Source organism: Saccharopolyspora oryzae, from assembly GCF_027853915.1.
In the GTDB taxonomy this organism is placed as follows: Bacteria; Actinomycetota; Actinomycetes; order Mycobacteriales; family Pseudonocardiaceae; genus Saccharopolyspora; species Saccharopolyspora oryzae.
The window spans coordinates 47,603-71,372 of the sequence record NZ_JAQGLA010000016.1; the positions used below are offsets into that span (position 1 = coordinate 47,603).

Below are 23,770 nucleotides of genomic sequence, written 5' to 3' on the forward strand. Positions count from 1 at the left end.
GTACCCGGTGACCTCCGGCCGATGCGATGCAGCTGCTCGCGGCGAGGGAAATCCACAGCCCGCTGAGCGCCCGCCGATTTCGGCCCCAGGGAGAACGCGCACCGGCCGCCAGATCGGCCGAAGAGGCATCCCCGCGCATCCGAACGTTGCGAGTCGAACGCGTCCGAACCGATCGAAACACGAGGTAACCATGACCACTGCTCAACCCCGCTGGCTGACCAGGGAAGCGCACGACCGGCTGCGCGCCGAGCTCGACGACCTGCTCGCCCGCCGCGCCGAGGGCAGTGGCGACGAGGCCGACCCGCTGACCGAGGAGGGGCAGCGGCGCGCCCGGATCCGCGAGATCCAGGAGCTGCTGCGGAACGCGGTGGTCGGTGAAACCCCGCCGGACGACGGCGTCGCCGAGCCCGGCATGGTCCTCACCGTCCGCTTCGACGACGGCGAGACCGAGACGTTCCTGCTCGGCGCGCGCGACGGTGCCGATGACGACCTCGACGTCTACTCGCCGGAATCGCCCCTCGGCGCCGCGCTGACCGGAGCCCGCCAGGGCGAAACGCGGACCTACGACGTCCCCAACGGCGGAACGGCCGAGGTGACGCTCGTGCGCGCGGTGCCCCACGGGCAGCACCGCTGAGCGGTTCGGCGTGTACGCGGGCACGTTCTCGATCGTTGCCCACGACGTGGCCGCCGGCTGCGCGGGTGTCGCGATCAGCACCTGCATGCCGGCGATCGGGTCGTTGGCCGTGCACGCGCGCGCCGATTCCGGAGCCGTCGCGACCCAGGCGCTGATCAACCCGCTGCTCGGGATCGACGGCCTGGAACTGCTCCGGACCCACTCGGCCGAGGAGGCGCTGGGCAAGCTCCTCGCTTCGGACCCGGGCGCGGAGTCCCGCCAGGTGATCGTCGTGGACCGGTGTGGTCGCGCTGCGGCCCACACCGGTCCGGAAACGCATCCGTGGCGCGGCCACCGCGTCGGACCGGGGTACGCCGTCGCCGGGAACATGCTGGTGGACGCGCGGACGGTGGACGCCATGGCCGAGCGTTTCGAGGCCACCGCGGGCGAACCGCTGCACGAACGGCTGCTCGCTTCGCTCGAAGCGGGCCAGCGGGCAGGCGGGGACCGGCGCGGGAAGCAGAGCGCCGCGCTGCACGTGAACAACGGCGCGCCGTACCCGTACCTCGACCTGCGGGTCGACGACCACCCCGAACCGGTCGCCGAGCTGCGCCGGATCCACGAGGTCGCGAAGGAGGAGCTGCTGCCGTTCGTGGCGGCCCTCCCGACCAGGGAGAACCCGCGGGGCAGGTTCGACGAGCTGCTCGGCTGACTCACCCCGCGCCGGGGTGCTCCAGCAGGGCGTCGAGCACCACGCGCACCAGCGGGTGCTCGTCTCGTCCACATTGGACAGCGGCGAAAACCCGCCGGGTGGGCGCCTTTCCGGCCACCGGACGCGAGATCGCGCCGAGATCGCCGGAGATCGCCGTGCGCGGCACCAGCGCCACCCCGGTGCCCGCCGCCACCAGCGCCTCGACGGCGTGGAAGTCGTCCGAGGTGTGCGTGATGTCCGGGACGAAACCGGCGTTCTCGCAGCACACCTGGGCCACCGCCCGGCACGGGTTGCCCGGCAGCGGCGCGATCCACTCCGCCTCGCGCAGCTCGCCCAACGCCACCTCGGACGCGTCCGCGAGCGCGTGATCGCGGGGGAGCACCACGTCGAACGGCTCGGTGTAGAGCGGGAAGCGGGTCACCCGGCGCGCGTCGGCCTGCAACGTGGAGGTGTACTCCATCGAGATCGCGATGTCGATCTCCCCGGCCAGCAACATCATCAGGCTGTTGTGCGCCTCGGCGTCGCGCACCAGCACCCGGACGTCCGGTGCGCGACCGCGCAACGCCACGATCGCCGGGGCCACCACCTGCGTGATGGCCGACGCGAACGACGCCACCTCGACGGTGCCGACCGTGCCCTCCGCGCACGCCGCCAGGCTCGCCTCCGCCCGCTCCAGCTCGGCCAGCACCGCCTTCGCGTGCTCCACCAGCAGCTCGCCGGCGGCGGTCAACCGGACCCGCCGCCCCTGGCGCACCAGCAGCGGCTGCCCGACCTCGTTCTCCAACGCGGTGAGCTGCTGCGACACCGCCGACGGAGTCAGGTACAGGCGCTCCGCCGCCGCGCGCACCGTGCCGTGGTCGGCGAGCGCGCGGAGGATCAGCAGCCGCCGCGGGTCAATCACCCTTCGATGCTAGCCATCCCGGCGCGGGCCGCGACGAACGCCGCAACCGCCCGCTCCACGTCCGCGGCGGAGTGCGCCGCCGACATCTGAGTGCGGATGCGGGCCTTGCCCTTGGGCACCACCGGGTAGGAGAACCCGATCACGTACACGCCCTCGGCCAGCAGCAGATCCGCCATCCGGGCCGCCTCGGCGGCGTCTCCGATCATCACCGGGATGATCGGGTGCTCGCCGGGCAGCAGGTCGAAGCCCTCCTCGGTCATCCGCCGCCGGAACAGCTCGCTGTTGTCCCGCAGCCGCTGCCGCAGCTCCGGCTTCGAGGCCACCAGGTCCAGCGCGGCCAGCGAAGCCGCCACGATCGACGGGGCCAGCGAGTTCGAGAACAGGTACGGCCGGGACCGCTGCCGCAGCAGCTCCACGATCTCCGCCCGCCCGGACACGTAACCGCCGCTCGCGCCGCCCAGCGCCTTGCCCAGCGTGCCGGTCACGACGTCGACCTTGTCGGTCACCCCGAACAGCTCCGGCGTGCCCGCACCGCTCGGACCGGTGAAGCCGACCGCGTGCGAGTCGTCGACCACGACCAGCGCCTGGTACTCCTCGGCGAGCGCGCAGATCTCGTCCAGCGGCGCCAGGTAGCCGTCCATGGAGAACACGCCGTCGGTGACGATCAGCTTGCGCCGCGCGTCGGAGTTCTCCCGCAGCAACCGCTCCAGATCGGCCATGTCCCGGTTGCGGTAGCGGCCGCGGCGGGCCTTGCACAGCCGGATGCCGTCGATGATGCTCGCGTGGTTGAGCTCGTCGGAGATCACCACGTCGCGGTCGTCGAGCAGCGTTTCGAACAGCCCGCCGTTGGCGTCGAAGCACGAGCTGTACAGGATCGTGTCATCGGTGCTCAGGAACTGCGAGAGCCGCTTCTCCAGCTCCTTGTGCGGGGCCTGCGTGCCGCAGATGAACCGCACCGACGCCATCCCGAAACCCCACTTGGCCAGCGCCTGCTCGGCGGCGGCCAGCAGCGCGGGGTGGTCGGCCAGCCCGAGGTAGTTGTTCGCGCAGAAGTTCAGCACCTCCGCGTCGGCGACGCCCACCCGGGCGCTCTGCGGCGACTCCAGGACCCGCTCGTCCTTGTACAGGCCCGCGGCGCGGATCTCGTCCAGCTCGGCGCGCAGTCCGTCGGCGATCGTGTACATCAGGCGGAACCCTCCGCTGTCCAGTCGAGGATGATCTTGCCGCAGCGACCGCTGCGGGCCGTCTCGAACGCTTCGGCGTGCTCGGTGTACGGGAAGCGGTGCGTGATCACGGGCGACAGGTCCAGCCCGGACTCCAGCAGCACCGACATCGAGTACCAGGTCTCGAACATCTCGCGCCCGTAGATGCCCTTGACGGTGAGCATCTTCAGCACCACGGCGCTCCAGTCCACCGAGAACTCCTCGGCGGGCAGCCCGAGCATCGCGATCCGGCCGCCGTGCGACATGTTCGCCACGGTCTCCCGCAGCGCCGCGGGCTGCCCGGACACCTCCATCGCGACGTCGAAGCCCTCGCTCATGTCCAGCTGCTGCTGCGCGTCGGCGAGCCGCGTCTTGGACACGTCCACCGCCAGGTCGACGCCGATCCGCCGCGCCAGCTCCAGCCGGTGCTCGCTGACGTCGGTGATCACCACGTGCCGCGCGCCCGCGTGCTTGGCCACGCCGGCGGCCATCAGCCCGATCGGCCCGGCACCGGTGATCAGCACGTCCTCGCCGACGACCGGGAAGCTCAGCGCGGTGTGCACGGCGTTGCCGAACGGGTCGAAGATCGCGGCCACGTCCGGGTCGATCTCGCTGCGGTGCACCCACACGTTCTGCTCGGGCAGCACCGCGAACTCGGCGAAAGCCCCGTTGTGGTGCACGCCGAGCCCCTTGGTGTGCGCGCACAGGTGCCGGCGCCCGGCCAGGCAGTTCCGGCACTTCCCGCACACGATGTGGCCCTCGCCGCTGACGAAGTCACCCACCGAGGCCCGGGTGACGGCACTGCCGGTCGCCACGACCTCCCCGGCGAACTCGTGCCCGACCACCAGCGGTGTCGGCACGGTCCGGGCGGCCCACTCGTCCCACGACGCGATGTGCAGGTCGGTCCCGCAGATCCCGGTGCGCAGCACGCGCACCACCACGTCGTTCGGGCCCGGGGTCGGATCCGGGACCTCGGCCAGCTCCAGGCCGGGCGCGGGCGAGGTCTTCACCAGTGCGCGCACGGTTCCTCCGCTCTCGATGTCTGCATCGAAACGGAGTCTGGCCCGACCGGCCCCAACCGTCCATCGCGAAGTTCTGCACTGCCTGGTAAGCCCCACTGCACAGCAACCAGATCGAGTGACGCAGCTACTGCCCGGTCGAAGCGATCCGCTCCTTCACCGCCTGCGGCAGGTGGCAGTCGGTGCCGCCGCTGAGGACGGTGTTCTTCGCGGTGCCGATCTTGATGTTGGCGCCGTACTGATCAAAGCTCACGACTTCGTGGTCCGATGGACGATCGACGATGGCACGTACCGGACCGAATCCGTATTCGCGCGCAACAGCCTCTGTGAGCTGCTGGGCGCGTGGCCACTGCGCATCCGGGAGGTTCCCATTCGCTGTCCATATACCAAGCGTTCGAGTCTCGCCGTCCGACCTGAATGCGGGAAACTGCGCACACCCAGCACGGCCGATCTCATCCGATTGCATCCACTGAATCCACGGGAACTCGGAAGCCAAGGCATCTCTCACCCGGCCCAGCATCTCCTGGTACCGAGCCGTCACCTCCTCGATGCTCGGTCTCCGCATCAGCTCCTCCCGCTGCGCCGATTCATCACCCTCGAAGCTAGAAGTCACCGGCTTCCCCCCACATGCCGCGACCGAAAGCGTCGCGCACAAGACCAATACCAGACTTTTCATCCGCGAAAGCCCCACTGACAACCGCTACGTCACTCCTTCGCGTCCACAGCGCGCTCGGGTAATCCGCTTACCACCACGCTGACGTTGTACTGGCTTGTAGTTCCAGCATCCAGATATCCTGTGCCGCCGCCGGTGTTGTGGCCCACCGACCTCGATAGCTGTTGGCCGTCCGCTGAAACGGACTCTTGAGTGGACAGGTTGTCAACGCTGGGCATGTCCGACGGGTCTGCTCCAAAACGGCCCAAGTCGGCCACAGGATCCCAGTCGGATTCCAGGTTGTACGTGTGCCCATCAGGAACGTTGACTCCCGAGTAGAGCGGCGTGCCCAATCCAGGAGAGCCCATCACCACGGCATCGTCCACGCCGGTGCCTTCCTGCTGCAGGGCGTATCCGGTAGTCGTTGACCCGTATGAATGCCCCAGCGCGACAAGGTGCGGGTCATCCGACCGGGACTCGTTGATCCCGCGGTAGAAGTTGGCCAGGTCTTCCGCGCCACGCTTGGCTGAACTGGCAGAGGCGACCGAATCGCTTGGCTCGGGTATTTCGCTCAACTGCGGCGCTTCGTACCCAATCCAGGTCACAGCGGCGACTTCGCCGCTGTCCCCGTATCGGAAGGATTGTCGCTGAGCGTCCTGCCTGAGCTGTTCCATTGCCAAGTCGTAGTCCTGAAGGCTGCCCTTCTCCACAGCGCTTTCCAGGCCCGGGGTGAAGACGGCCACGTGCTTGGCCGTGTCCACGTCGCCGGTCGCTACTGCTGCTTTCATGCGTTCGCCGGAGCTGTCCATGACCAGGAGCTGGCGCTGATCTCGTTCTGGGCCCAGGACTTTCTCGATCTCGTCCAGGGACTTCAGCTTGGCATCGACTCGATCGAGCTCTGCCTGGTCGAGTGATTTGTTGAACCTGCCACCGGGCCCGGGGTACGGCTTGTCCATCTTCGACCGCAGCTGAGCTGCTTGAGCCTGGAGCATCACGCGCTCGTCGTCGAGGCGATTGACGTTGGCCGTGTGTCGGATCGTGGCCGGGATGCCGTCCATGTTGCCCAGCCACGGTGGTGGTGCCTCTGCCATTGCCGCTCGCGTTTCGGCGGGCAGGGATTCCCACCAGCGGGCGTTGTCGGCCGGAGTCCCCGGCGGCGGCGGTTCGACGGTCTCGGCGAGGCCGTGCGCGTCTCCGAGGGCCGCGGCGTCCGCGAGAGAGCCGCCCTCCCCGGTTTCCATCAGGTTCAGGTCCGCGTCCCGCAGCACCTTGGTCAGCTCGGCGTCCGCGTCGTCGGCCTGGGCGAGCAGGCGTTCGACGCGGTCCACCAGGTCGGGCCGGACCTGCTGGATCCGGTAGCGGTCCTCCTCGTCGAGCCGGCTGCCGGGGCCGCCGACCACCACGTGCTCCAGGTCTTCGATCCGGCCGTCGTCGCAGATGCGGAAGCGGTAGGAACTCGCCAGGGAGTCTGCCTCGGCCAGCTGCCGCTGCACCGCCTGGACCTCGTCCACGTTCTCGATGAGGGCTCGGCGCACCGCCGCCACCTCGACCACGAGCTCTCGCAGCTTCTCGCCGAGGTCGCGATGCCGGTCCTCGGCGGCTTTGGCCGCCTCGCCCTGCCACTCCGCTGGTTTGCCGGACGTGGCGAGTTCGTCGTCCAGCCGCACCAGGCGGTCTTCTTCCCGCTTCAGGTCGTCGATCGCTTCGTCGAGCAGGGCCGGCTTCCACTGGCGGATGTTCGCGACGGTCGTCATCACGCACCACCCGCAGCGTTGATGTCCGACGCAGCCCCCTGGTCCGTCGCCTCGTAGGTGGCAGCGCTCCGGGCCAGGGCTTCGGCGTGCGTTGTGCCGGATTGGCACCACCGCTTCACGCTGTCCATCCAGCTGCGGCTAGTGCTCGTTGCGGCCGCGGCTGCCGTTGAGCCGGGCAACGCCTGGCTGATCTTTTCCCCCACCGCGCCGAGCTTCGATTCCCGGGCTTGTTCAACCGCTGAGAGCGTTGCGTCCGAAGCCTTCCGAAGATCCCCGATCAGAACCTGATAGGTCATTTGTCCTCCCCGAACGGGGGACCATACCAATGCTCGACGCCCAGTTCGCCCGTTTCGGAGGGCAAGTCGCGCGAATGCGCGCGCGGACGGAGGGGAAGTCCTTCGCCGCTGCATCGCGATCCGGGCTTGACCTCTTCCTTGGTGGAGGTTTGAGGGTGGTTGGGGAGCATTCGTCGATCATGTGGAGGCTGCGATGAGCTCTGACCGCATCGTGCTGCCGGAGATCACCCGGAGCGATGTCGGCACCGTGTTGGTGAGTCCTTGGATCGTCGGCACGCCGCAGCGGCAGCGCGACGCGGTGGACGCCACCATCTCGGAGTGGAAGGTGGCGCCCTGGCCGGCAGCGTTCTTGTCGTTGAACTGCTTCGTGAGCTTGGACGGCGAGGCGGTGCTGAACTACGCGCAGTGGACCGATGACGACGCGCACCGCGAGTTCGTGCGCACCTACCGGCCGACGCTGGTGCGCGGGATCGACGAAGCTGTTCCGGGCATCGAGCGGCCTGGCCTGGTCAGGTACCGCCTGCGCGGCAGCGTCGTCGCCGAGGACCGGCCGCGCGGTGAGGTCGTCGCGGTGTTCGTCTCGGACAGCGACGGGTTCGAGCACGCGAGTCGGCTGGTGGCCGACGCGCAGGCCCGGATCGGAACTCCGCCCGATCTGCCGCCTGGCCTGCGCGCGGCCCACTTCCACATCAGCGCCGACGGCACCCGGGTCCTGATCTACGAGGAGTGGTCGGACGAGACCGCCGCGGCCAGCAGTCCCCACCACGACGTGCACGGGACCACGGGCAACCTCTACCGCCTGCGCCGCAGCCTCACCCGCCACCAGCGCTGACCGTCGCGCGGGGTCAGGCGGGGCGGTAGACCAGCAGGACGTTGCCGGAGCGGAAGGTCGTGGTCCGCCACAGCTCGAGCTGGACCTGCCCGCTGAGCGTCGAGAACGCCGAGACACCTTCTCCGAGGAGGACCGGGAACACGATCACCCGCAGCTCGTCCACCAGGCCGAGCTCGAGCAGGCTCGCGGTCAGCTGCACGCTGCCGAACAGCGCGATCTCCTTGCCCGGCTGCTGCTTGAGGTCCTTGATCGTCCCGGCGATGTCGTCGCGGCGGACCAGCGTGGTGTTGTTCCAGTCGGCCCGCTCCAAGGTGTCGGACACCGCGAGCTTGGGGACGCCATTCATGAAGTCGATGATCTCGGGGTCGCCCTCGGTGGCGTTCGGCCAGTGCGCGGCCATGTGCTCGTAGGTCTCGCGCCCGAACACCAGCGCGTCGAGGTAGGCGTCCTGCCGGTTGGAGAAGTCGAAGAACTCCTCGTCGACGTGGGGGAAGTCGAACTCCCCGCTGGTGCGCTTGTAGTAGCCGTCGAGGCTGATGCCGGTGAACGAGATGAGCTTGCGCATGGAAAGCGGTCTCCCTGTCGTGCAGCGTCGTTCGGCGACCCCGCCCTGCGGAGCCGGGCAGAAGACTGATTGCAAAGTGCAATCGCTCGGAGGCTAGCAGCGTCCGATAGCGGAGTGCAATCGGTTCTGCGAACGTGCCGCGATCAGGAGGCAGCGCGGAAAGCGCTGCGGGGCAGGCGCGATCGGGAGCGGAACGAGCCCCGCCGCCCACTCGCGTGGTCAGGTCGGGGCTCTTCCGGCAGCGGCTTGCGCCCGTTACTCGTCGTCGGCGTCGTCTCGGGCGAGGAATGTGGCCAGGCGTTCCGTGGCGTCCTCGAAGTCCGGGTTCTGGTCGACGAAGGCGCGCATCCGGTCGGCCACCCAGGACAGGGTGACCGAGTCGTCACCGCGACGGTCCTCAAGCTCCTCGATGCCGCGGTCGGTGAAGTACACCGCTTCCTCCTTGGGGGTTTTCGCTTTCTGGCGCGTGGAATCAGCGCGACCAGAACAGCAGGGTACGAAACGTCCCGAGGGGGCTGCGAAGCGGAACCTCATCATCGCCCCGAAGTGCGAAAACGGGCCGCCGGTTCCAGGTGGAACCGACGGCCCGCTCCAGCCGATCAGATCAGGCGAACGCGTTGCGCACGATCTCGGCCTGCTCGACCTCGTGGACCTTGGCCATACCGGTGGCCGGGGCGGCCATCGGACGACGCGAGACCCGCTTGAGCTTGCCGACCAGCTGCGGGAACAGCTCCGGCAGCGCCAGGCCCAGGAACGGCCAGGCACCCTGGTTGGCGGGCTCCTCCTGGGTCCAGCGGACCTCGGTGGCGTTCGGGTAGCGCTCCAGCAGCGCGCCCAGCTTCCGGTGCGGCAGCGGGTAGAGCTGCTCGAGCCGGACCACCGCCGTGTCGGTGATGCCCTCCTTCTCGCGGTGCGCGGCCAGCTCGTAGTAGAGCTTGCCGGTGCACATCACGATCTTGCGGACGTCGGCCGGGTTCGGCTGCGCCGGGTCGTCGATCACCGAGGTGAACTTGCCCTCGGTGAAGTCCTCGACCGGGCTGGTCGCGGCCTTCAGGCGGAGCATCGACTTCGGCGTGAACACCACCAGCGGACGCTGGATGCCGTCCAGCGCGTGGCGCCGCAGCAGGTGGAAGTAGTTCGCCGGGGTCGACGGCATCGCGACCGTCATCGAACCCTCGGCGCACAGCTGCAGCCAGCGCTCGATGCGACCCGAGGTGTGGTCCGGACCCTGGCCCTCGTGGCCGTGCGGCAGCAGCATGACCACGTCGGAACGCTGGCCCCACTTGGCCTCACCGGACGAGATGAACTCGTCGATGACCGACTGGGCGCCGTTGAAGAAGTCGCCGAACTGCGCCTCCCACAGCACCAGCGCCTCGGAGTTGGCCACCGAGTAGCCGTACTCGAAGCCCAGCGCCGCGTACTCCGACAGCGCCGAGTCGTAGACCAGGAACTTCGCCTGGTCGTCCGACAGGTTCTGCAGCGGCGTGTACTCGCTGTTGGTCTTGCGGTCGATCAGCACCGAGTGGCGTTGGCCGAACGTGCCGCGGCGGCTGTCCTGACCGGTCAGGCGGACCCCGCGGCCCTCCATCACCAGCGAACCGAACGCCAGCAGCTCGCCGAACGCCCAGTCGATGCCGCCCTCGCGACCCATCTTGGCGCGGCGCTCGAGCACCGGCTTGACCCGCGGGTGCGGGGTGAAGCCCTCGGGCAGGTTGATCTGCGCCTCGGCGATGCGCTCCAAGGTCTCCTTGGAGATCTTGGTCGCCAGACCGCGCGGCACCTGCTGCTCGGACTCCACCGACGGGCTCGGCGCCGGCGGGTGCTTCTCCAGCTCGCGGACCTCGTTGAACACGTGCTCCAGCTGGGCCGCGTAGTCCTTCAGCGCCTTCTCGGCCTCTTCGACGGTCATGTCGCCGCGGCCGATCAGGGATTCGGTGTAGACCTTGCGGACGCTGCGCATCTTGTCGATGGCGTCGTACATCTTCGGCTGGGTCATGGACGGGTCGTCGCCCTCGTTGTGACCGCGGCGCCGGTAGCAGACCATGTCGATCACGACGTCCTTGCCGAACGCCTGGCGGTACTCCACGGCCAGCTTCGCGACCCAGACGCAGGCCTCGGGGTCGTCGCCGTTGACGTGGAACACCGGCGCACCGATCATCTTCGCCACGTCGGTGCAGTACTTGCTGGAGCGGGAGTGCTCCGGCGCAGTGGTGTAGCCGACCTGGTTGTTGACGATCACGTGCACCGTGCCGCCGGTGCGGTAGCCCCGCAGCAGCGACAGGTTCAGCGTCTCGGCCACCACGCCCTGACCGGCGAAGGCGGCGTCGCCGTGCAGCAGCACCGGCAGGACGGTGAAGCCCTCCTGGCCCTTGTCCAGGATGTCCTGCTTGGCGCGGACGATGCCCTCCAGCACCGGGTCCACGGCCTCCAGGTGCGACGGGTTCGAGGTCAGCGACACCTTGGTCTCGCCGTCTCCGAACATCCGGAAGTACTTGCCCTCGGCACCCAGGTGGTACTTGACGTCACCGGAGCCGTGCGCCTGACCCGGGTCCAGGTTGCCCTCGAACTCCCGGAAGATCTGCGAGATCGGCTTGCCGACGATGTTGGCCAGCACGTTGAGCCGACCGCGGTGCGGCATGCCGATGACGACCTCGTCGAGGTCGTGCGCCGCGGAGGTGTCGAGCACCGCGTCCAGCAGCGGCACGACGGTCTCCGCGCCCTCCAGCGAGAAGCGCTTCTGGCCGACGTACTTGGTCTGCAGGAAGGTCTCGAACGCCTCGGCCGCGTTGAGCTTCGACAGGATGTACTTCTGCTCGGTCGGGTCCGGCTTGGTGTGCTTCTTCTCGACCCGCTGCTGCAGCCACTCGCGCTCGTCCGGCTCGAGGATGTGCATGTACTCCACGCCGACGGTGCGGCAGTAGGAGTCGCGCAGCACGCCCAGCACGTCGCGCAGCGGCATGTGCTCCTTGCCGGCGAACCCGCCGACGGCGAACTCCCGGTCCAGGTCCCACAGCGTCAGGCTGTGCGACAGGACGTCGAGGTCCTCGTGCCGCCGCTGCCGGTAGTTCAGCGGGTCGATGTCGGCCATCAGGTGACCGCGGGTGCGGTAGGCGTCGATCAGCTCGAGCACCCGGGCGGTCTTGTCGACCGCGCCCTCCGGGATGTCCTTCGTCCAGCGCACCGGCTCGTACGGGATGCGCAGCGAGGCGAAGATGTCGTCGAAGAAGCCGTCCTCGCCCAGCAGCAGCTGGTGGACGCGGCGCAGGAAGTCGCCGGACTCGGCGCCCTGGATGACCCTGTGGTCGTAGGTCGAGGTCAGCGTCACGATCTTGCTGACGCCCATGTCGACCAGGGTCTTCTCGCTGGCGCCCTGGAACTCGGCCGGGTAGTCCATCGCCCCGACGCCGATGATCGCGCTCTGGCCCTTGGTCAGCCGCGGCACCGAGTGGTTGGTGCCGGACGGGCCCGGGTTGGTCAGCGAGATGGTGGTGCCGGCGAAGTCGTCCGCGGTCAGCGCGTTGGCGCGGGCCTTGCGGATGATGTCCTCGTAGGCCTGCCAGAACTGGTAGAACGTCATGTCCTCGCAGCCCTTGATGGAGGCGACCACGAGGTTGCGGGAACCGTCCTTGCCCGGCAGGTCGATCGCCAGGCCCAGGTTGACGTGCTCCGGCGTGACGGCCGCGGGCTTGCCCTTGGCGTCCTCGCCGTAGTGGCGGTTCATGTTCGGGAAGTCCCGGACCGCACGGACCAGCGCGTAGCCGATCAGGTGCGTGAACGAGATCTTGCCGCCCTTGTTCCGCTTCAGGTGGTTGTTGATGACGATGCGGTTGTCGAACAGCAGCTTCGCCGGGACCGCGCGCACGCTGGTGGCCGTCGGCACGGTCAGCGACTGGTCCATGTTCTTGGCGATCGCAGCCGCGGCACCGCGCAGCGTCTTGACCTCTTCACCGGCCTGCGGTGGCTTGACCGGGGCGGCCTTGGCGGCCTGCTGCGGGGAAGGCTTGGGGGCGGCGACGGGCTTGCTCGCCGCCGGGGCGGCGGTCGCGGTGGGCGGCGGGACCTGACCGTTGGTCTCGCCGACGCGCGTCGCCGTCGCGGTGGTGGTCGGGGCCGCTGCAGCAGCGGCCGCAGCAGCGGTGTTGTCGGTGGCTGCCTGGCCCGGCTTGTAGTCGGCGAAGAATTCGTGCCACGCCGAGTCTACGGAAGTGGGATCTTGGAGGTACTGCTCGTACATCTCCTCGATCAACCACTCGTTGGGGCCGAACTGTGACGCAGGGCTGCTGGACACGGCTGGCGTTCGCCTCGATCCATATGCTCGTGATTTACAGACACACTCGGGTACCAGGCTAGCGGTCCGATTCGCGAGGTTGGCACACAGGACGGCCGTTCGGCTGACGAGCTCGGTCACAAAATCGATCAGGAAAGCCCAGCTTGCGCCGGGATCGACCCGGTTCGGCTCGCGCGAACGATCAACGGCCGCACCCTGGCTGCCTCACTTGCGGTTCAGCGTCGCTTGCTAGTACTCCATCTGGGTTGTCGCCCACAACCAGTATGACGTTTCAACGACACGCTGTGTTCCCGGGCCGTGACCTGCTCTCCCGAATCCCAGACAGCGTGAAACCACCCGTCTCACCAGCACTGATGCGTCATCTCGCAGTGTTCACCCGACTGCGGAGCGTGTCCGGTTCAGGCGATGTTGGAGGTTTGGGTACTGGGGTCCGCTGCGTGCCAGAGGCGGGTGTAGTGACCGCCTTCGGCGAGAAGCCGCGCGTGGGAGCCCTGCTCGACGATGCGGCCGTCGTCGACGACCACGATGCGGTCCGCGCGGGCCGCCGTCGCCAAGCGGTGCGCGACGACGAACGTGGTGCGCTGCGCGGCGAGCTGGTCGCTGGCCGCGATCACCATCGACTCGGTGGCCGGGTCCAGCGCCGCGGTCGCCTCGTCGAGCAGCAGGACGTCGGGATCGACCAGCTCCGCGCGCGCCAGCGCGACCAGCTGCCGCTGACCGGCGGACAGCCCCCGGCCGCGCTCGCCGACCTGCTGGCGGAACCCGCTGTTCAGCATCGCGATCCCCGGCAGCGCGCCGACGGCCCGCGCCGCGCCCTCCACCTCGACCGGCTCGGCGTCCGGCCGCGCGTAGGCGATGTTGTCCGCGACGTCGCCGGTGAACAGGTGCCCCTCCTGCGGCACCACCGCCAGCCGCTGGTGGAACGCCGCCAGGTCGTAGTGGCGGACGTCCACCCCGTCGACCAGCACCGCGCCGTCGGTGACGTCGTAGAACCGGGCGATCAGCTTGATCAGCGTCGACTTGCCCGCGCCGGTGGCGCCGACCAGCGCGACGGTCTCGCCGGGGCGCACCCGCAGCGACACGTCGCGCAGCGCGTACTGCTCGGTGCCCGGGTAGCGGAACGACACCGACCGCAGCTCGACCTCGCCGCTGAAGCGCTCGGGCACCGGCGCCGGATCGTCCGGCGCGGGCACCGAGGTCGGCGTGCGCAGCAGGTCACCGATGCGCCGCAACCCGACCATCGCCTGCTGGTAGCCGTCGAAGACGCCGGACAGCTGCTGCACCGGTGAGAAGAACAACCCGAGGTAGAGCAGGAACGCGACCAGCACACCAGCCGTCAGGTCGCCGGAAGCGACCCGCGCGGCGCCGACGCCGAGCACCGCGGCCTGGGCGATCTCGGACAGCAGCGCGACGAACGGGAAGTAGGTGGCGATGTAGCGCTGGGCCCGCAGCCGCGACCGGCGGTAGGCGTCGCTGCGCTGCGCGAACACCTTCGCCGCGTGCCCCTCGCGCCGGTGCGCCTGCGCCACCCGCATGCCCGAGACGTTCTCCTGCAGGTCGGCGTTGACCGTGCTGACCCGCTCCCGCGCTTCGGCGTAGGCGATCGAGGAGACCCGGCGGAAGATCGCCGTCGCCACCAGCAGCACCGGAAGCACGGCCATCGCGACCAGCGCCAGCGACGCGTCGGTGATCAGCAGCGCGCCCGCGATGCCGAACAGGGTGAGCACGCTGACCACGAACGTCGCCAGACCGGTCTGCAGGAACGTCGACAGGGCGTCGACGTCGGTGGTCATCCGGGTCATGATCCGGCCGGCCAGCTCGCGCTCGTAGTAGTCCAGGCCGAGCCGCTGCAGGTGCGCGAAGCTGCGCAACCGCAGCAGGTAGAGCAGGGTTTCACCGGTCCGGGCGGTGACCACGGTCTGCAGCTTGACCACCAGCCAGCCGAAACCGACGATCACCGCGGCCACGCCGGTCGCCCACCACAGGACGTCGGCGTTCCCGGTGCCGACACCGCCGTCGACGCCCTGGCGCACCAGAGACGGCAGGGTGACCGAGGTCAGCGCGTCGCCGGCGACCAGCAGCACGGTCAGCAGCAGGCCCCAGCGGATCGGCCGCAGCAGCCGGGACAGCTTGAAGTCGGGGTCGGGCGCGGTCGGGTCCTCGCCGCGCAGGTCCGGTTCGTCGGTCGTCGGCGGCAGCTTCCGGATGCCCTCGACCAGCTCCGGAGTCGGCGGCATCGACGTGCCGGCCATGCCGCGCGACCCCGCCATCGGAGCGGCGGCGACGGGTTCGGGCTCCTCCGGCTCCGGCCACAGCTCGGGGGTGATGTCGGAGTCGCTCGGGGCGAGGGCGCTGCGGCGGTTGTCGATGGACTCGCCGGGCCCGGCCAGCAGCGACCGGAACAGCTCGCAGCGCTGCGACAGCTCCTCCTCGGTGCCGACGTCGACCACCCGGCCCTCGTCGAGCACGGCGATCCGGTCGGCCAGCGCGAGCGTCGAGCGGCGGTGCGCGATCAGCAGCGTCGTGCGCTGGGCGGTCACCGAGCGCAGGGTGTCGTGGATCGCCGCTTCGGTCGCCGGGTCGACGGCCGACGTGGCGTCGTCGAGCACCAGGATCCGCGGGTTCGACAGCAGCGCCCGCGCGAGCGCCACCCGCTGGCGCTGCCCGCCGGAGAGGGTGAGACCGCGCTCGCCGACCTCGGTGTCGTAGCCCTGGGGGAGCGAGGTGATGAACTCGTGCGCCTCGGCGGCCTCGGCCGCTGCGATCACGTCGGCTTCCGAGGCGTCCGGACGGCCGTAGGCGATGTTGCCGCGGATGGTGTCGGAGAACAGGAACGCCTCCTCGAACACCACGCCCACCGCGCTGCGCAGCGAGTCCAACCGCAGGTCGCGGATGTCGTGCGCGGCCGCGCCGTCGGCGGCGGGCCGGATCGAGACGCCGCCCGAGTGCACGTCGTAGAAGCGCGGCAGCAGCAGCGAAACCGTCGACTTGCCCGAGCCCGCCGGGCCCACCAGCGCCACCGTCTCACCCGGTCGGACCTGCAGCGATGCCTCCGACAGCACCGGTTGATCGCGGGTGTAGCCGAAGGTCACGTCGTCGAACCGGACCTCCAGCGGGCCCTCCGGCAGCCGCACCGCGTCCGGCTTCTCCTGCACCTCGGGCTGCGAGTCGATCAGCTCGTTGATCCGCTCGGCACCAGCGCGCGCCAGCTGCGCCTGGATCACCACGCTGGACAACATCCGGGCCGGCCCGGACAGCATCGCCACGTACCCGGCGAAGGCCACGAACGTGCCCAGGCTCACCTGCTCGTTCAGCACCATCCAGCCGCCGAGGCCCAGCACCCCGACCTGTCCGGCCGAGGGCAGCGCGGCCAGGCTCGCCGCCGGTGTGGACGTCATGCGCGCGGCGCGCAGCCGCTCGCCGAACAACCGCCGCGCGCGGGTCCGCAGCCGCCCGACCTCGCGCTCCTCCTGCCCGAAGCCCTTGACCACCCGAACACCGGTGACGGTTTCCTCGACGTGCTGGGCGATGTCGGCGGCGCGCTGCTGCGCCGACCAGGTCGCCGGGAACAACCGCTTCTTGCTGCGCGCGGTGACCACCGCGATCAGCGGCGCGATGACCAGCGAAACCACGGTGAGCAGCGGTGACAGCCACAGCATGGCGATGATCGCGAACAGCGCCAGCACCGCGGTCCCGGCCGCCAGCGGCAGCATCGCCAGCAGCGAGTTCACCAGCTGCAGGTCGCTGATCGACCGCGACACCACCTGCCCGGTGCGCAACGCGTCCTGCTTGCCGCCGTCCAGCCGCTGCATCGCGCCGAACACCGCGCGGCGCAAGTCGTGCTGCACGTCCAGCGCCAACCGACCCGCGCTGTAGCGGCGCACGAACGCCGCGCCGAAGCGGAACACGCCGAGCACCAGCAGCGCGACCACGATCAACCACAGCTGGTCGGTGGTGCGCGCGACGGCGTCGTCCACCGCCACCTTGGTCAGCAGCGGAACCAGCGCCTCCAACCCGACCGCTGTGACGGACGCACCCATCGCCAAGGAGAGGGCGACAGGGTGCCGTCGACAAGCGGCGAAGAGGCGACGGATCCAACCACCAGATGACGCGGGATTGCCGGAGTCGCTCACCTAGCCAGACTAGGACGCACCACCGACCCTGCACCGCGCCCGAACCTCCGGTGTGACCCCGCCAACCGGCGGATCAAGATTTCCGAGCTTGTCTGAAGCTCTCCTTCTGCGTGGCGGTGCCGGTGGCGGAACCTCAGCGCCCGCCTGGACTGCGGGTGCCAACCCTGATGTATGCGCCAATACACGGCGGATTGGCCGTCCTCGCCAGGCGAACGCTGAGAACCCGCGGCGGTGCGAGTTGCGGGGGTGGGCTATTCGCCTGGCGGCGAATCCAAGCAAAAGATCAAGAACCAGGTTCGAAGACAGGCATCAGGCGATGTCTCTGCGTTGGTTGGCCCACCAGCCACCCGCGACGAACAGGGCCGTGTAGCCGAGGAAGGTCAGGAGGCTCGCCCACCAGGCGTGGCCGTAGCTGCCGCCGAAGACCAGGTGCAGGGCGTCGAAGGCGACCTTCGGCACCTCGGGTTCGTCCGGTCCGGCCACCGCCGCGACGAACAGCGGCACCGCCAGGTTGGACACGATCCCGTTGCCCGCCGACCCCGGCAGGTACGGGCCGATGCCGGAGACGTTGGAGCCCACCAGCGCCATCGAGATGATGAACTCGACGACGAACTTGTAGGCCAGCGGCAGGATGATCGCCAGCACGGCGTTGGAGACGAGCGCGCCGAACCCGACGCCGGCCAGCGTCCACAGCGTCATCGACAGGACGCTGGCGCCGCCCACGCTCAACCAGTCGGCGACGTCGCCGAAGCTCCCGATGTCCTGGACCGCGCCGATCAGCCCGCCGAGGCTCGCGCACAGCGCGTTGACCAGCCCGTACCCGGCGCCGATGGCCGCAGCCGTGATCAGCTTCGCGGCCAGCACGGCACTGCGCGGGTTGCTGGTCAGGAAGCTGGTCGTGATGGTCTTGTTCCGGTACTCGCCGGAGATCGACAGCGCCCCGAACAGCATGCCGAAGACGGTGCTGAAGTTCGCCGAGGTGGTCACCGACAGCAGCGCCAGCGGCACCGGCCGGTCCAGCACCGCGAAGCCGTTGATGATCGACACGAACGCGGTGCCCATCCACCCGGCTCCGAAGCCGATCAGCGCCACCGGGATGAGCAGCGCCCACCACAGGTTGGTCGTGAAGATCTTCCGGAACTCCGCCTTGATCAGCGCGCCCATCACACGCTCCCCCCGAGTCCGCGCTGGTCGCCGCTCTGCGCCGGTCGTGCCCACACCTCGGCACCGGGACCGGCCTGCGGGACACCGGTGTACTGGCCGCTGGTGAGCTGGAAGAACAGCTGCTCCAGACCGATCCGCTCGTCCTGCATGCCGTAGAGCGCGACCCCGGCGGCCAGCGCGATGTCGGCCACCTGGCGGGAATCCGCGCCCAGCACGGCCAGCCGGCCGTCCGGCAGGGACTCGACCCGGTACCCGGACGCCTGCAGCTCGGCGGCCAGCGCACCCGGGTCCGCGGCCTGCACCAGGGCGCGGGACTGCTGGGCGGAGCGCAGCTGGTCGATGCTGCCGTCGTAGACGCAGCGGCCCCGGCTGATCACCACCAGCTGGTCGACGGTGTGCTCGATCTCCCGCAGGAAGTGGCTGGACATGAGCACGGTGCGGCCGCTGGCGGCGAAGGCCTTCAGGAAGTTGCGCAGCCAGGCGATGCCCTCCGGGTCCAGCCCGTTGGCCGGCTCGTCCAGCACCAGCACCTGCGGATCGCCCAGCAGTGCCGTGGCCAGCGACAACCGCTGCCGCATGCCGAGCGAGAACCCGCTGGGCTTGCGCTTGGCGGCAGGCGCCAGCCCGACCAGCTCCAGCGCCCGATCGGCCTGCTCGTCCGGCACGTTCATCGCCGCGGCGTAGCAGCGCAGGTGGTTCTGCGCGGTGCGGCCAGGGTGGAAGCTCTGCGCGTCGAGGACGGCGCCGATCACCGAAGCGGGGTTCGGCAGCTGGTGGAACGGCAGGCCGTTGATCGTGGCGGTGCCCGAGGTGGGCGTGATCAGGCCGAGGATCATGCGCAGCGTCGTGGTCTTCCCGGACCCGTTGGGCCCGAGGAACCCGGTAACCGTGCCTGGCCGCACCGCGAAGTCAAGGTCCTGGACCGCGCTCAGCGGTCCGTAGCGCTTGCTGAGACCTTGCACGATGATCCGGCCGCTGCCGTCGTGCACACGCCCTCCAACATCACCCGTTCACTGGATCGCCGCCCATCCTGCCGGACGAAGCGAGGTGAATGTGCGGAGTGGCGGTTTTCCCGACCAGCTCACAGCTGGTTCTAAGGCCACTGGATGCCGCGGTCGACCACCGAGGCCCGGTGGATCTTGCGGTGATCGGTTTCGAGGTGGCCGCCGGCCGGTGGCGGGGTCGGCGATCCGACGGTCAGGTCGGGGCGGGTGAACTCGTTGGTGTCCCAGTCGCTGGGGCCGCTGCCGACCGAGGACACGATCGGCTCCGGGATGACCTCGACGCCGGCTTCCCGCTGGGCGGGCTTGCGGCGCAACTTCCGGCGCAGCGCGTCCATCCGCTTGGTGCGCGTCGGGGTGCCGGAGTGGTCGCCGATGAGCTGCCGGTGCGCGGTCAGCCACACCGTGCACGGCCAAGGCCGGCTGCGCAGCGTGCCCTGGCAGGAAGGACACCGGCCGTCCTCGTCGGGCTGGTGCTCGTCGAGCAGCGCCCGGAACCCGGCGGTGAGCCGGTAGAGCTCGGAACGGGCGACCGGGAGCAGCACTTCGGCGGCGTCGTCGTCCACCACCCGGTCCAGGTTGTCGAGCCGGTCGAGCACCGCCTTGCGCAACGCCGTGTCCGCCACATCGCCTCCCGTCGCAGTGGTTCGGCAACCCGTTCCCGGGCTGCCCCCAACGGGTGACATCGGCAGGCGGTGTCCACGCCTGCACGGCCAGGCCCCAGGGCTCACTCCATCGAGTGGTTATCGATTCGGCTCCAAAATGCCCGCCGAGCGGCCTCTCGCGTCGTCGGCAAACGGCCCAGCGTGCCCTACACTGACGGTGGCGGCCTGCTCCCGGTGACCCCCAGGCTGGTTGAGCGGGCCGCCCCGCTCTGATCTCTCCCAGACTCGTTCTGCGCAGCCGTCTGGTCCGGCATCAAAATTCAATGGAATTTGGACATCCGATTTCCATTGAATTTGCGCGAGTTGTCCACAGGTGTCGGTGTGTCGGGTGCCGACACGCCGACGTGCCGCAACTTCCATTGAAATCGCATGCCCGATTTCCATTGAATTTGCGGGCATGGCAACGGCCCCTGCACCGGGTGCGGTGGAGGGGCCGTTGGTGTTCCGAGGTCAGAGGACTTCGGTGAGGGGGGTGCTGGTTCGGTTGTGGGCTTCGGCGACCGGGGCGTTGACGAGGTGGCCGTCGTGGGTGTTGAGGCCCGCCGCCAGGGCCGCGTCCGCTCGGGAGGCTTCGCGCCAGCCCAGGTCCGCGATGCGCAGGACGTAGGGGAGGGTCACGTTGGTCAGGGCGTGGGTCGAGGTGTTGGGGACCGCGCCCGGCATGTTCGCCACGCAGTAGAAGACCGAGTCGTGCACCCGGTAGGTCGGGTCGTCGTGGGTGGTCGGGCGGGAGTCGGCGAAGCAGCCGCCCTGGTCGATCGCGATGTCCACCAGCACGCTGCCCGGCTTCATCTCCGACACCAGGTGGTTGGAGACCAGCTTCGGCGCCTTCGCGCCCGGGATCAGCACCGCGCCGATGACCATGTCGGCGGCGCGCACCGCCTGCTCGACGGAGTAGCGGTTGGAGGTCACCGTGCGGATCTGGCCGTGGAAGTCGCGGTCGATCTCGCGCAGCTTGTCGACGTTGGTGTCCAGCAGCTCCACGTCGGAGCCCATGCCCATCGCGACGCGCGCGGCGTTGAGGCCTGCGACACCGCCGCCGATCACCACGACCCGCGCCGGGTGCACGCCGGGAACACCGCCCGGCAGCACGCCGCGACCGCCGCTCGGGCGCATCAGCGAGTAGGCGCCGACCTGCGGGGCGAGCCGGCCGGCGACCTCGCTCATCGGCGCGAGCAGCGGCAGGCTGCCGTTGGCGGTCTGCACCGTTTCGTAGGCGATGCCGGTGACGCCGGAGTCCAGCATCGCGTCGGTCAGCGCGGCGTCGGCGGCCAGGTGCAGGTAGGTGAACAGCACCTGGTCGCGGCGCAGCCGCGGGTACTCCTCGGCGATCGGCTCCTTGACCTTGAGCACCAGTTGGCCTTCCGCCCACACGTCGTCGGCGCTGGGCAGGACCTTCGCGCCCGCGGCGAGGTAGTCCTCGTCCGGGATGGAAGAGCCGGCGCCCGCGTTGGCCTCGACGAAGACGTCGTGCCCGCGGCTGCTCAGCTCGTGGACGCCCGCAGGCGTGAGCGCGACCCGGTACTCGTTGTTCTTGATCTCCCGCGGGACGGCGATCTTCACGGCGGAATCCTTTCGTCACCTGTGTCGCGCACAACGATCCGCCGCCGCTGCCGGGGGCGCATCATTCCCGCGCGATGAGATTGCCCCGGTCCCTTTGTGCTCGCAGCACAAAGGATCAGCCGTGTTGCGCCCAGCGTTCGGCGAGCAGTTGGACCAGCAGCGCGGAGCGGACGTCCGGGTCGTCCAGGTCGATGTCGACGAGTTGGGTGAGCCGTTTCATCCGGTAGCGGAAGGTGTTCGGGTGCACGTTCAGCTCCTGGCTCGCCTGCCGCGGGTCGCCGGGGTGGCGCAGCCACGCGCGCAGCGTCGCCAGGTACTCGGTGCCCTGGGTGCGGTCGTGCTCGCGCAGGACCTGCAGCGGTCCCAGCGCACCGATGCCCGCGTCGGTCGCCGCGCCCGCCATGCGGCTGAGCACCAGCAGGTGCCAGTAGTCCTCGTAGACCGCGACCCGTTCCTGCAGCTGGCCGGTGCGCAGCAGGCTGACCAGCTCTTCGGCCTGCGACCGCGACTGGTGCAGGTCGGCCACCGACACCGAGGTGCCCACCGCGATCAGCGGGCGCGGTGACATGTCGTGCGAGGCGAGCGCGTTGCGCAGCTCCTGCCAGCCGCCGCGGTCGCGGTCCGGCACCACCGCGTAGAGCATCGTGCCGATCTCGGTGACCAGCGGGCGTCGGCCGATCCCGCGGGTGATCCACTCCCACAGCGCCAGCCGGTGCCCTTCGGCCGGTCCGGCGGAGGCGGGCATCTCGATCGCGATCACCCGGTGCTGCTCGTTCGGGACGGCCAGCTCGTTGGCCGCGGCCCGCCAGCCCTCACCGCCGTCCAGCAGCAGCTGCACCTGCTCCGCGCTGCGCCGCCGTTCGGCGTCGGCGACCGCGCGCCAGCGCAGCAGCTGCAGCGCGACCAGGGGAGCGGTGTCGGCGAACGCCGTCGCGCGCTCTTCGGAAACCTCCTCGGGCACCACCGCCCACATGGATCCGAGCAGCTCGCCGCCCATCCTGATCGGCACCACCAGCCGGGGCAGCGTGCCGTCCTGCTGGGCGGGCACGAAGATCGCCGAACTGCCCTTGCTGAGCTTGCGGAAGGTGCCGTGCGCCCGGAACTTGGCCAGCACGTCGTCCGGCTGCCTGCGCCCCATGATCGTCGAGACCCGCGCGGGATCGGTGAGGTCCTGCTGGGCCGAGTAGGCCAGCACCTGCGAGTGCGCGTCCTCGATCGTCACCGGTGCGTCCACCACGTCGGCCACCGCGTCGGCGAGCCGGAACAGATCGCCGACGCCGGGGCTGCGCGCGCCCGCCTCGTCGATGTCGGTCCTGGCCAGCGCCGCCCTGATCAGCCAGACCAGCTGGGCCCACGCGGTTTCCGCCCGGACCTCGACCAGCGCGACCCCGGCGGCCTCAGCCGCGGCGACGATGCGCTCGTCAGCGGAGACCGGCGGTTTCAGCAGCACCGCGGAAGCACCCCGGTCGCCGCAGACGCGCACCAGCGCCGCCGCCTGCTCGCGGTCCGCGACGGCCACGCCCAGCACGAGGTCGCCGTCGACGACGGTCAGGTGCTGGTCGGGTTCGGCGATGACCACGTCGCCGACGCACGCGGTCGATTCCGGGACGACCACCGAGCGCAGCAGGGTCGGGCCGACCCGTTCGACCAGCGCTCGGACGTCGAGCATCACCGGCCTCCTGGAGCAGCGGCCGCCGGGGGCGTTGTGACGCCTGGACGGGCACGTTTATCGTTGCTGAGCAGTCTGACAATCGCATACCGGCCGTCGACCCCGTGCGGGAGAGACCTCGCACCAGCTGCGGGGCGCCGAAGGAGCAAGACTCCCCACAAACTCTCAGGCACCCATGACCGTTCGGGCGAGGCAACTCTGGAAAGCGCGCGCCACCGCTGGCGCGCCACCCACGGTGCAAGCCGCAGGTCTGCGGCGAAGCTCTCAGGTCCCGAAACAGAGGGGGAGGCCCAGCACATTTTCCGGGCGCGCCCGCGCCCTCCGAGCAGCCTTGGAGCCTCCCACCATGTCCCTGCCGCAGAACCTGCGCTACACCGAAGAGCACGAGTGGATCGAGGACCGCGACGAGCTGGTCCGCGTCGGCATCACCGAGCACGCCGCCGAGGCGCTCGGCGACATCGTCTTCGTGCAGCTGCCCGAGGTCGGCGAGCAGATCGAGGCCGGTCAGACCTGCGGTGAGCTGGAGTCGACCAAGTCCGTGAGCGACCTGTTCGCGCCGGTGACCGGCGAGGTCGTGGCGGTCAACGAGGCCGTCGTGGACGACCCGGCGCTGGTCAACGCCGAGCCGTTCGCGGGCGGCTGGCTGCTGGAGGTGCGCGCCACCGGTACCGGTGCTGTGCTCACCGCGGAGCAGTACGCCGAATTGATCGAGCAGTAGGACCAGGGCAGCAGCGGAGGCGA

Annotated in this window: 19 protein-coding genes and 2 riboswitches; of the genes, 4 read left to right on the forward strand and 15 right to left on the reverse strand. The window is 69.8% G+C overall.

The annotated features are described in order from the left end of the window. Window positions 1-190 precede the first annotated feature (190 nt). Window positions 191-634, forward strand: a complete 444-nt coding sequence (locus OU415_RS13655) for a GreA/GreB family elongation factor (RefSeq protein WP_270949083.1) — start codon at window positions 191-193, stop codon at window positions 632-634. A gap of 10 nt (window positions 635-644) precedes the next feature. Then, complete coding sequence (locus OU415_RS13660; RefSeq protein ID WP_270949084.1) at window positions 645-1,325, forward strand: DUF1028 domain-containing protein; 681 nt, start codon at window positions 645-647, stop codon at window positions 1,323-1,325. A gap of 1 nt (window position 1,326) precedes the next feature. On the opposite strand, the gene OU415_RS13665 is transcribed toward OU415_RS13660, so the two are convergent. The 6 genes from OU415_RS13665 to OU415_RS13690 form a co-directional block, all read right to left on the reverse strand. Next, window positions 1,327-2,226 (reverse strand): LysR family transcriptional regulator, encoded by a 900-nt coding sequence (locus OU415_RS13665; protein WP_270949085.1) that lies wholly within the window; start codon window positions 2,224-2,226, stop codon window positions 1,327-1,329. Beyond that, window positions 2,223-3,410 (reverse strand): glycine C-acetyltransferase, encoded by a 1,188-nt coding sequence (locus OU415_RS13670; protein WP_270949086.1) that lies wholly within the window; start codon window positions 3,408-3,410, stop codon window positions 2,223-2,225. Before OU415_RS13670 ends, OU415_RS13665 begins: the two co-directional genes overlap by 4 nt. Next, the gene (tdh, locus tag OU415_RS13675) at window positions 3,410-4,450 is read right to left on the reverse strand and encodes an L-threonine 3-dehydrogenase (protein ID WP_270949087.1); all 1,041 of its coding nucleotides are present in this window, start codon (window positions 4,448-4,450) and stop codon (window positions 3,410-3,412) included. Before tdh ends, OU415_RS13670 begins: the two co-directional genes overlap by 1 nt. Window positions 4,451-4,574: 124 nt before the next feature. Beyond that, window positions 4,575-5,060 carry an LppA family lipoprotein gene (locus tag OU415_RS13680; protein ID WP_270949088.1) on the reverse strand — a complete coding sequence of 162 codons (486 nt, stop codon included), beginning with the start codon at window positions 5,058-5,060 and terminating at the stop codon, window positions 4,575-4,577. Between the two features lie 92 nt (window positions 5,061-5,152). Next, complete coding sequence (locus tag OU415_RS13685; RefSeq protein WP_270949090.1) at window positions 5,153-6,853, reverse strand: alpha/beta hydrolase; 1,701 nt, start codon at window positions 6,851-6,853, stop codon at window positions 5,153-5,155. After that, window positions 6,853-7,149, reverse strand: a complete 297-nt coding sequence (locus OU415_RS13690; RefSeq protein WP_270949091.1) for a hypothetical protein — start codon at window positions 7,147-7,149, stop codon at window positions 6,853-6,855. Before OU415_RS13690 ends, OU415_RS13685 begins: the two co-directional genes overlap by 1 nt. Before the next feature lie 193 nt (window positions 7,150-7,342). Between OU415_RS13690 and OU415_RS13695 the strand changes: the two genes are divergently transcribed. Beyond that, window positions 7,343-7,981, forward strand: a complete 639-nt coding sequence (locus OU415_RS13695; protein WP_270949092.1) for a hypothetical protein — start codon at window positions 7,343-7,345, stop codon at window positions 7,979-7,981. A 13-nt stretch (window positions 7,982-7,994) separates the two neighbouring features. Here the strand turns inward: OU415_RS13695 and OU415_RS13700 are convergent, their stop codons facing one another. The 9 genes from OU415_RS13700 to OU415_RS13740 all read right to left on the reverse strand — a co-directional run bounded on the left by OU415_RS13700 (window position 7,995) and on the right by OU415_RS13740 (window position 23,029). Beyond that, window positions 7,995-8,546 (reverse strand): dihydrofolate reductase family protein, encoded by a 552-nt coding sequence (locus tag OU415_RS13700; RefSeq protein ID WP_270949094.1) that lies wholly within the window; start codon window positions 8,544-8,546, stop codon window positions 7,995-7,997. 255 nt (window positions 8,547-8,801) lie between these two features. Continuing rightward, window positions 8,802-8,978, reverse strand: a complete 177-nt coding sequence (locus OU415_RS13705) for a DUF6104 family protein (RefSeq protein ID WP_270949096.1) — start codon at window positions 8,976-8,978, stop codon at window positions 8,802-8,804. A gap of 172 nt (window positions 8,979-9,150) precedes the next feature. Beyond that, window positions 9,151-12,780, reverse strand: coding sequence for a multifunctional oxoglutarate decarboxylase/oxoglutarate dehydrogenase thiamine pyrophosphate-binding subunit/dihydrolipoyllysine-residue succinyltransferase subunit (locus tag OU415_RS13710; RefSeq protein ID WP_408641848.1), 3,630 nt, complete (start codon window positions 12,778-12,780; stop codon window positions 9,151-9,153). Between the two features lie 452 nt (window positions 12,781-13,232). Beyond that, complete coding sequence (locus OU415_RS13715) at window positions 13,233-16,874, reverse strand: ABC transporter ATP-binding protein (RefSeq protein ID WP_333777743.1); 3,642 nt, start codon at window positions 16,872-16,874, stop codon at window positions 13,233-13,235. Window positions 16,875-17,276: 402 nt separating this feature from the next. Beyond that, the gene (locus tag OU415_RS13720; protein ID WP_270949100.1) at window positions 17,277-18,131 is read right to left on the reverse strand and encodes an ABC transporter permease; all 855 of its coding nucleotides are present in this window, start codon (window positions 18,129-18,131) and stop codon (window positions 17,277-17,279) included. Next, the gene (locus OU415_RS13725; RefSeq protein WP_270949101.1) at window positions 18,131-19,120 is read right to left on the reverse strand and encodes an ABC transporter ATP-binding protein; all 990 of its coding nucleotides are present in this window, start codon (window positions 19,118-19,120) and stop codon (window positions 18,131-18,133) included. The genes OU415_RS13720 and OU415_RS13725 overlap by 1 nt, the downstream gene beginning before the upstream one ends. 104 nt (window positions 19,121-19,224) lie before the next feature. Further along, window positions 19,225-19,758 carry a hypothetical protein gene (locus OU415_RS13730; protein WP_270949102.1) on the reverse strand — a complete coding sequence of 178 codons (534 nt, stop codon included), beginning with the start codon at window positions 19,756-19,758 and terminating at the stop codon, window positions 19,225-19,227. A 489-nt stretch (window positions 19,759-20,247) separates the two neighbouring features. Next, entirely contained in the window at window positions 20,248-21,360 is a 1,113-nt protein-coding gene (gene ald, locus OU415_RS13735) for an alanine dehydrogenase (RefSeq protein ID WP_270949103.1), read from the reverse strand. A 115-nt stretch (window positions 21,361-21,475) separates the two neighbouring features. After that, on the reverse strand, window positions 21,476-23,029 hold the full coding sequence (locus tag OU415_RS13740; RefSeq protein ID WP_270949104.1) for a PucR family transcriptional regulator: 1,554 nt from the start codon (window positions 23,027-23,029) through the stop codon (window positions 21,476-21,478). Window positions 23,030-23,126: 97 nt separating this feature from the next. After that, a riboswitch (glycine riboswitch) is annotated at window positions 23,127-23,221 on the forward strand. Then, window positions 23,222-23,319, forward strand: a riboswitch (glycine riboswitch). It begins immediately after the preceding riboswitch. 56 nt (window positions 23,320-23,375) lie between these two features. On the opposite strand from OU415_RS13740, the gene gcvH reads away from it, so the two are divergent. Then, window positions 23,376-23,747 (forward strand): glycine cleavage system protein GcvH, encoded by a 372-nt coding sequence (gcvH, locus tag OU415_RS13745; protein ID WP_270949105.1) that lies wholly within the window; start codon window positions 23,376-23,378, stop codon window positions 23,745-23,747. The last annotated feature ends 23 nt before the right edge of the window (window positions 23,748-23,770 follow it).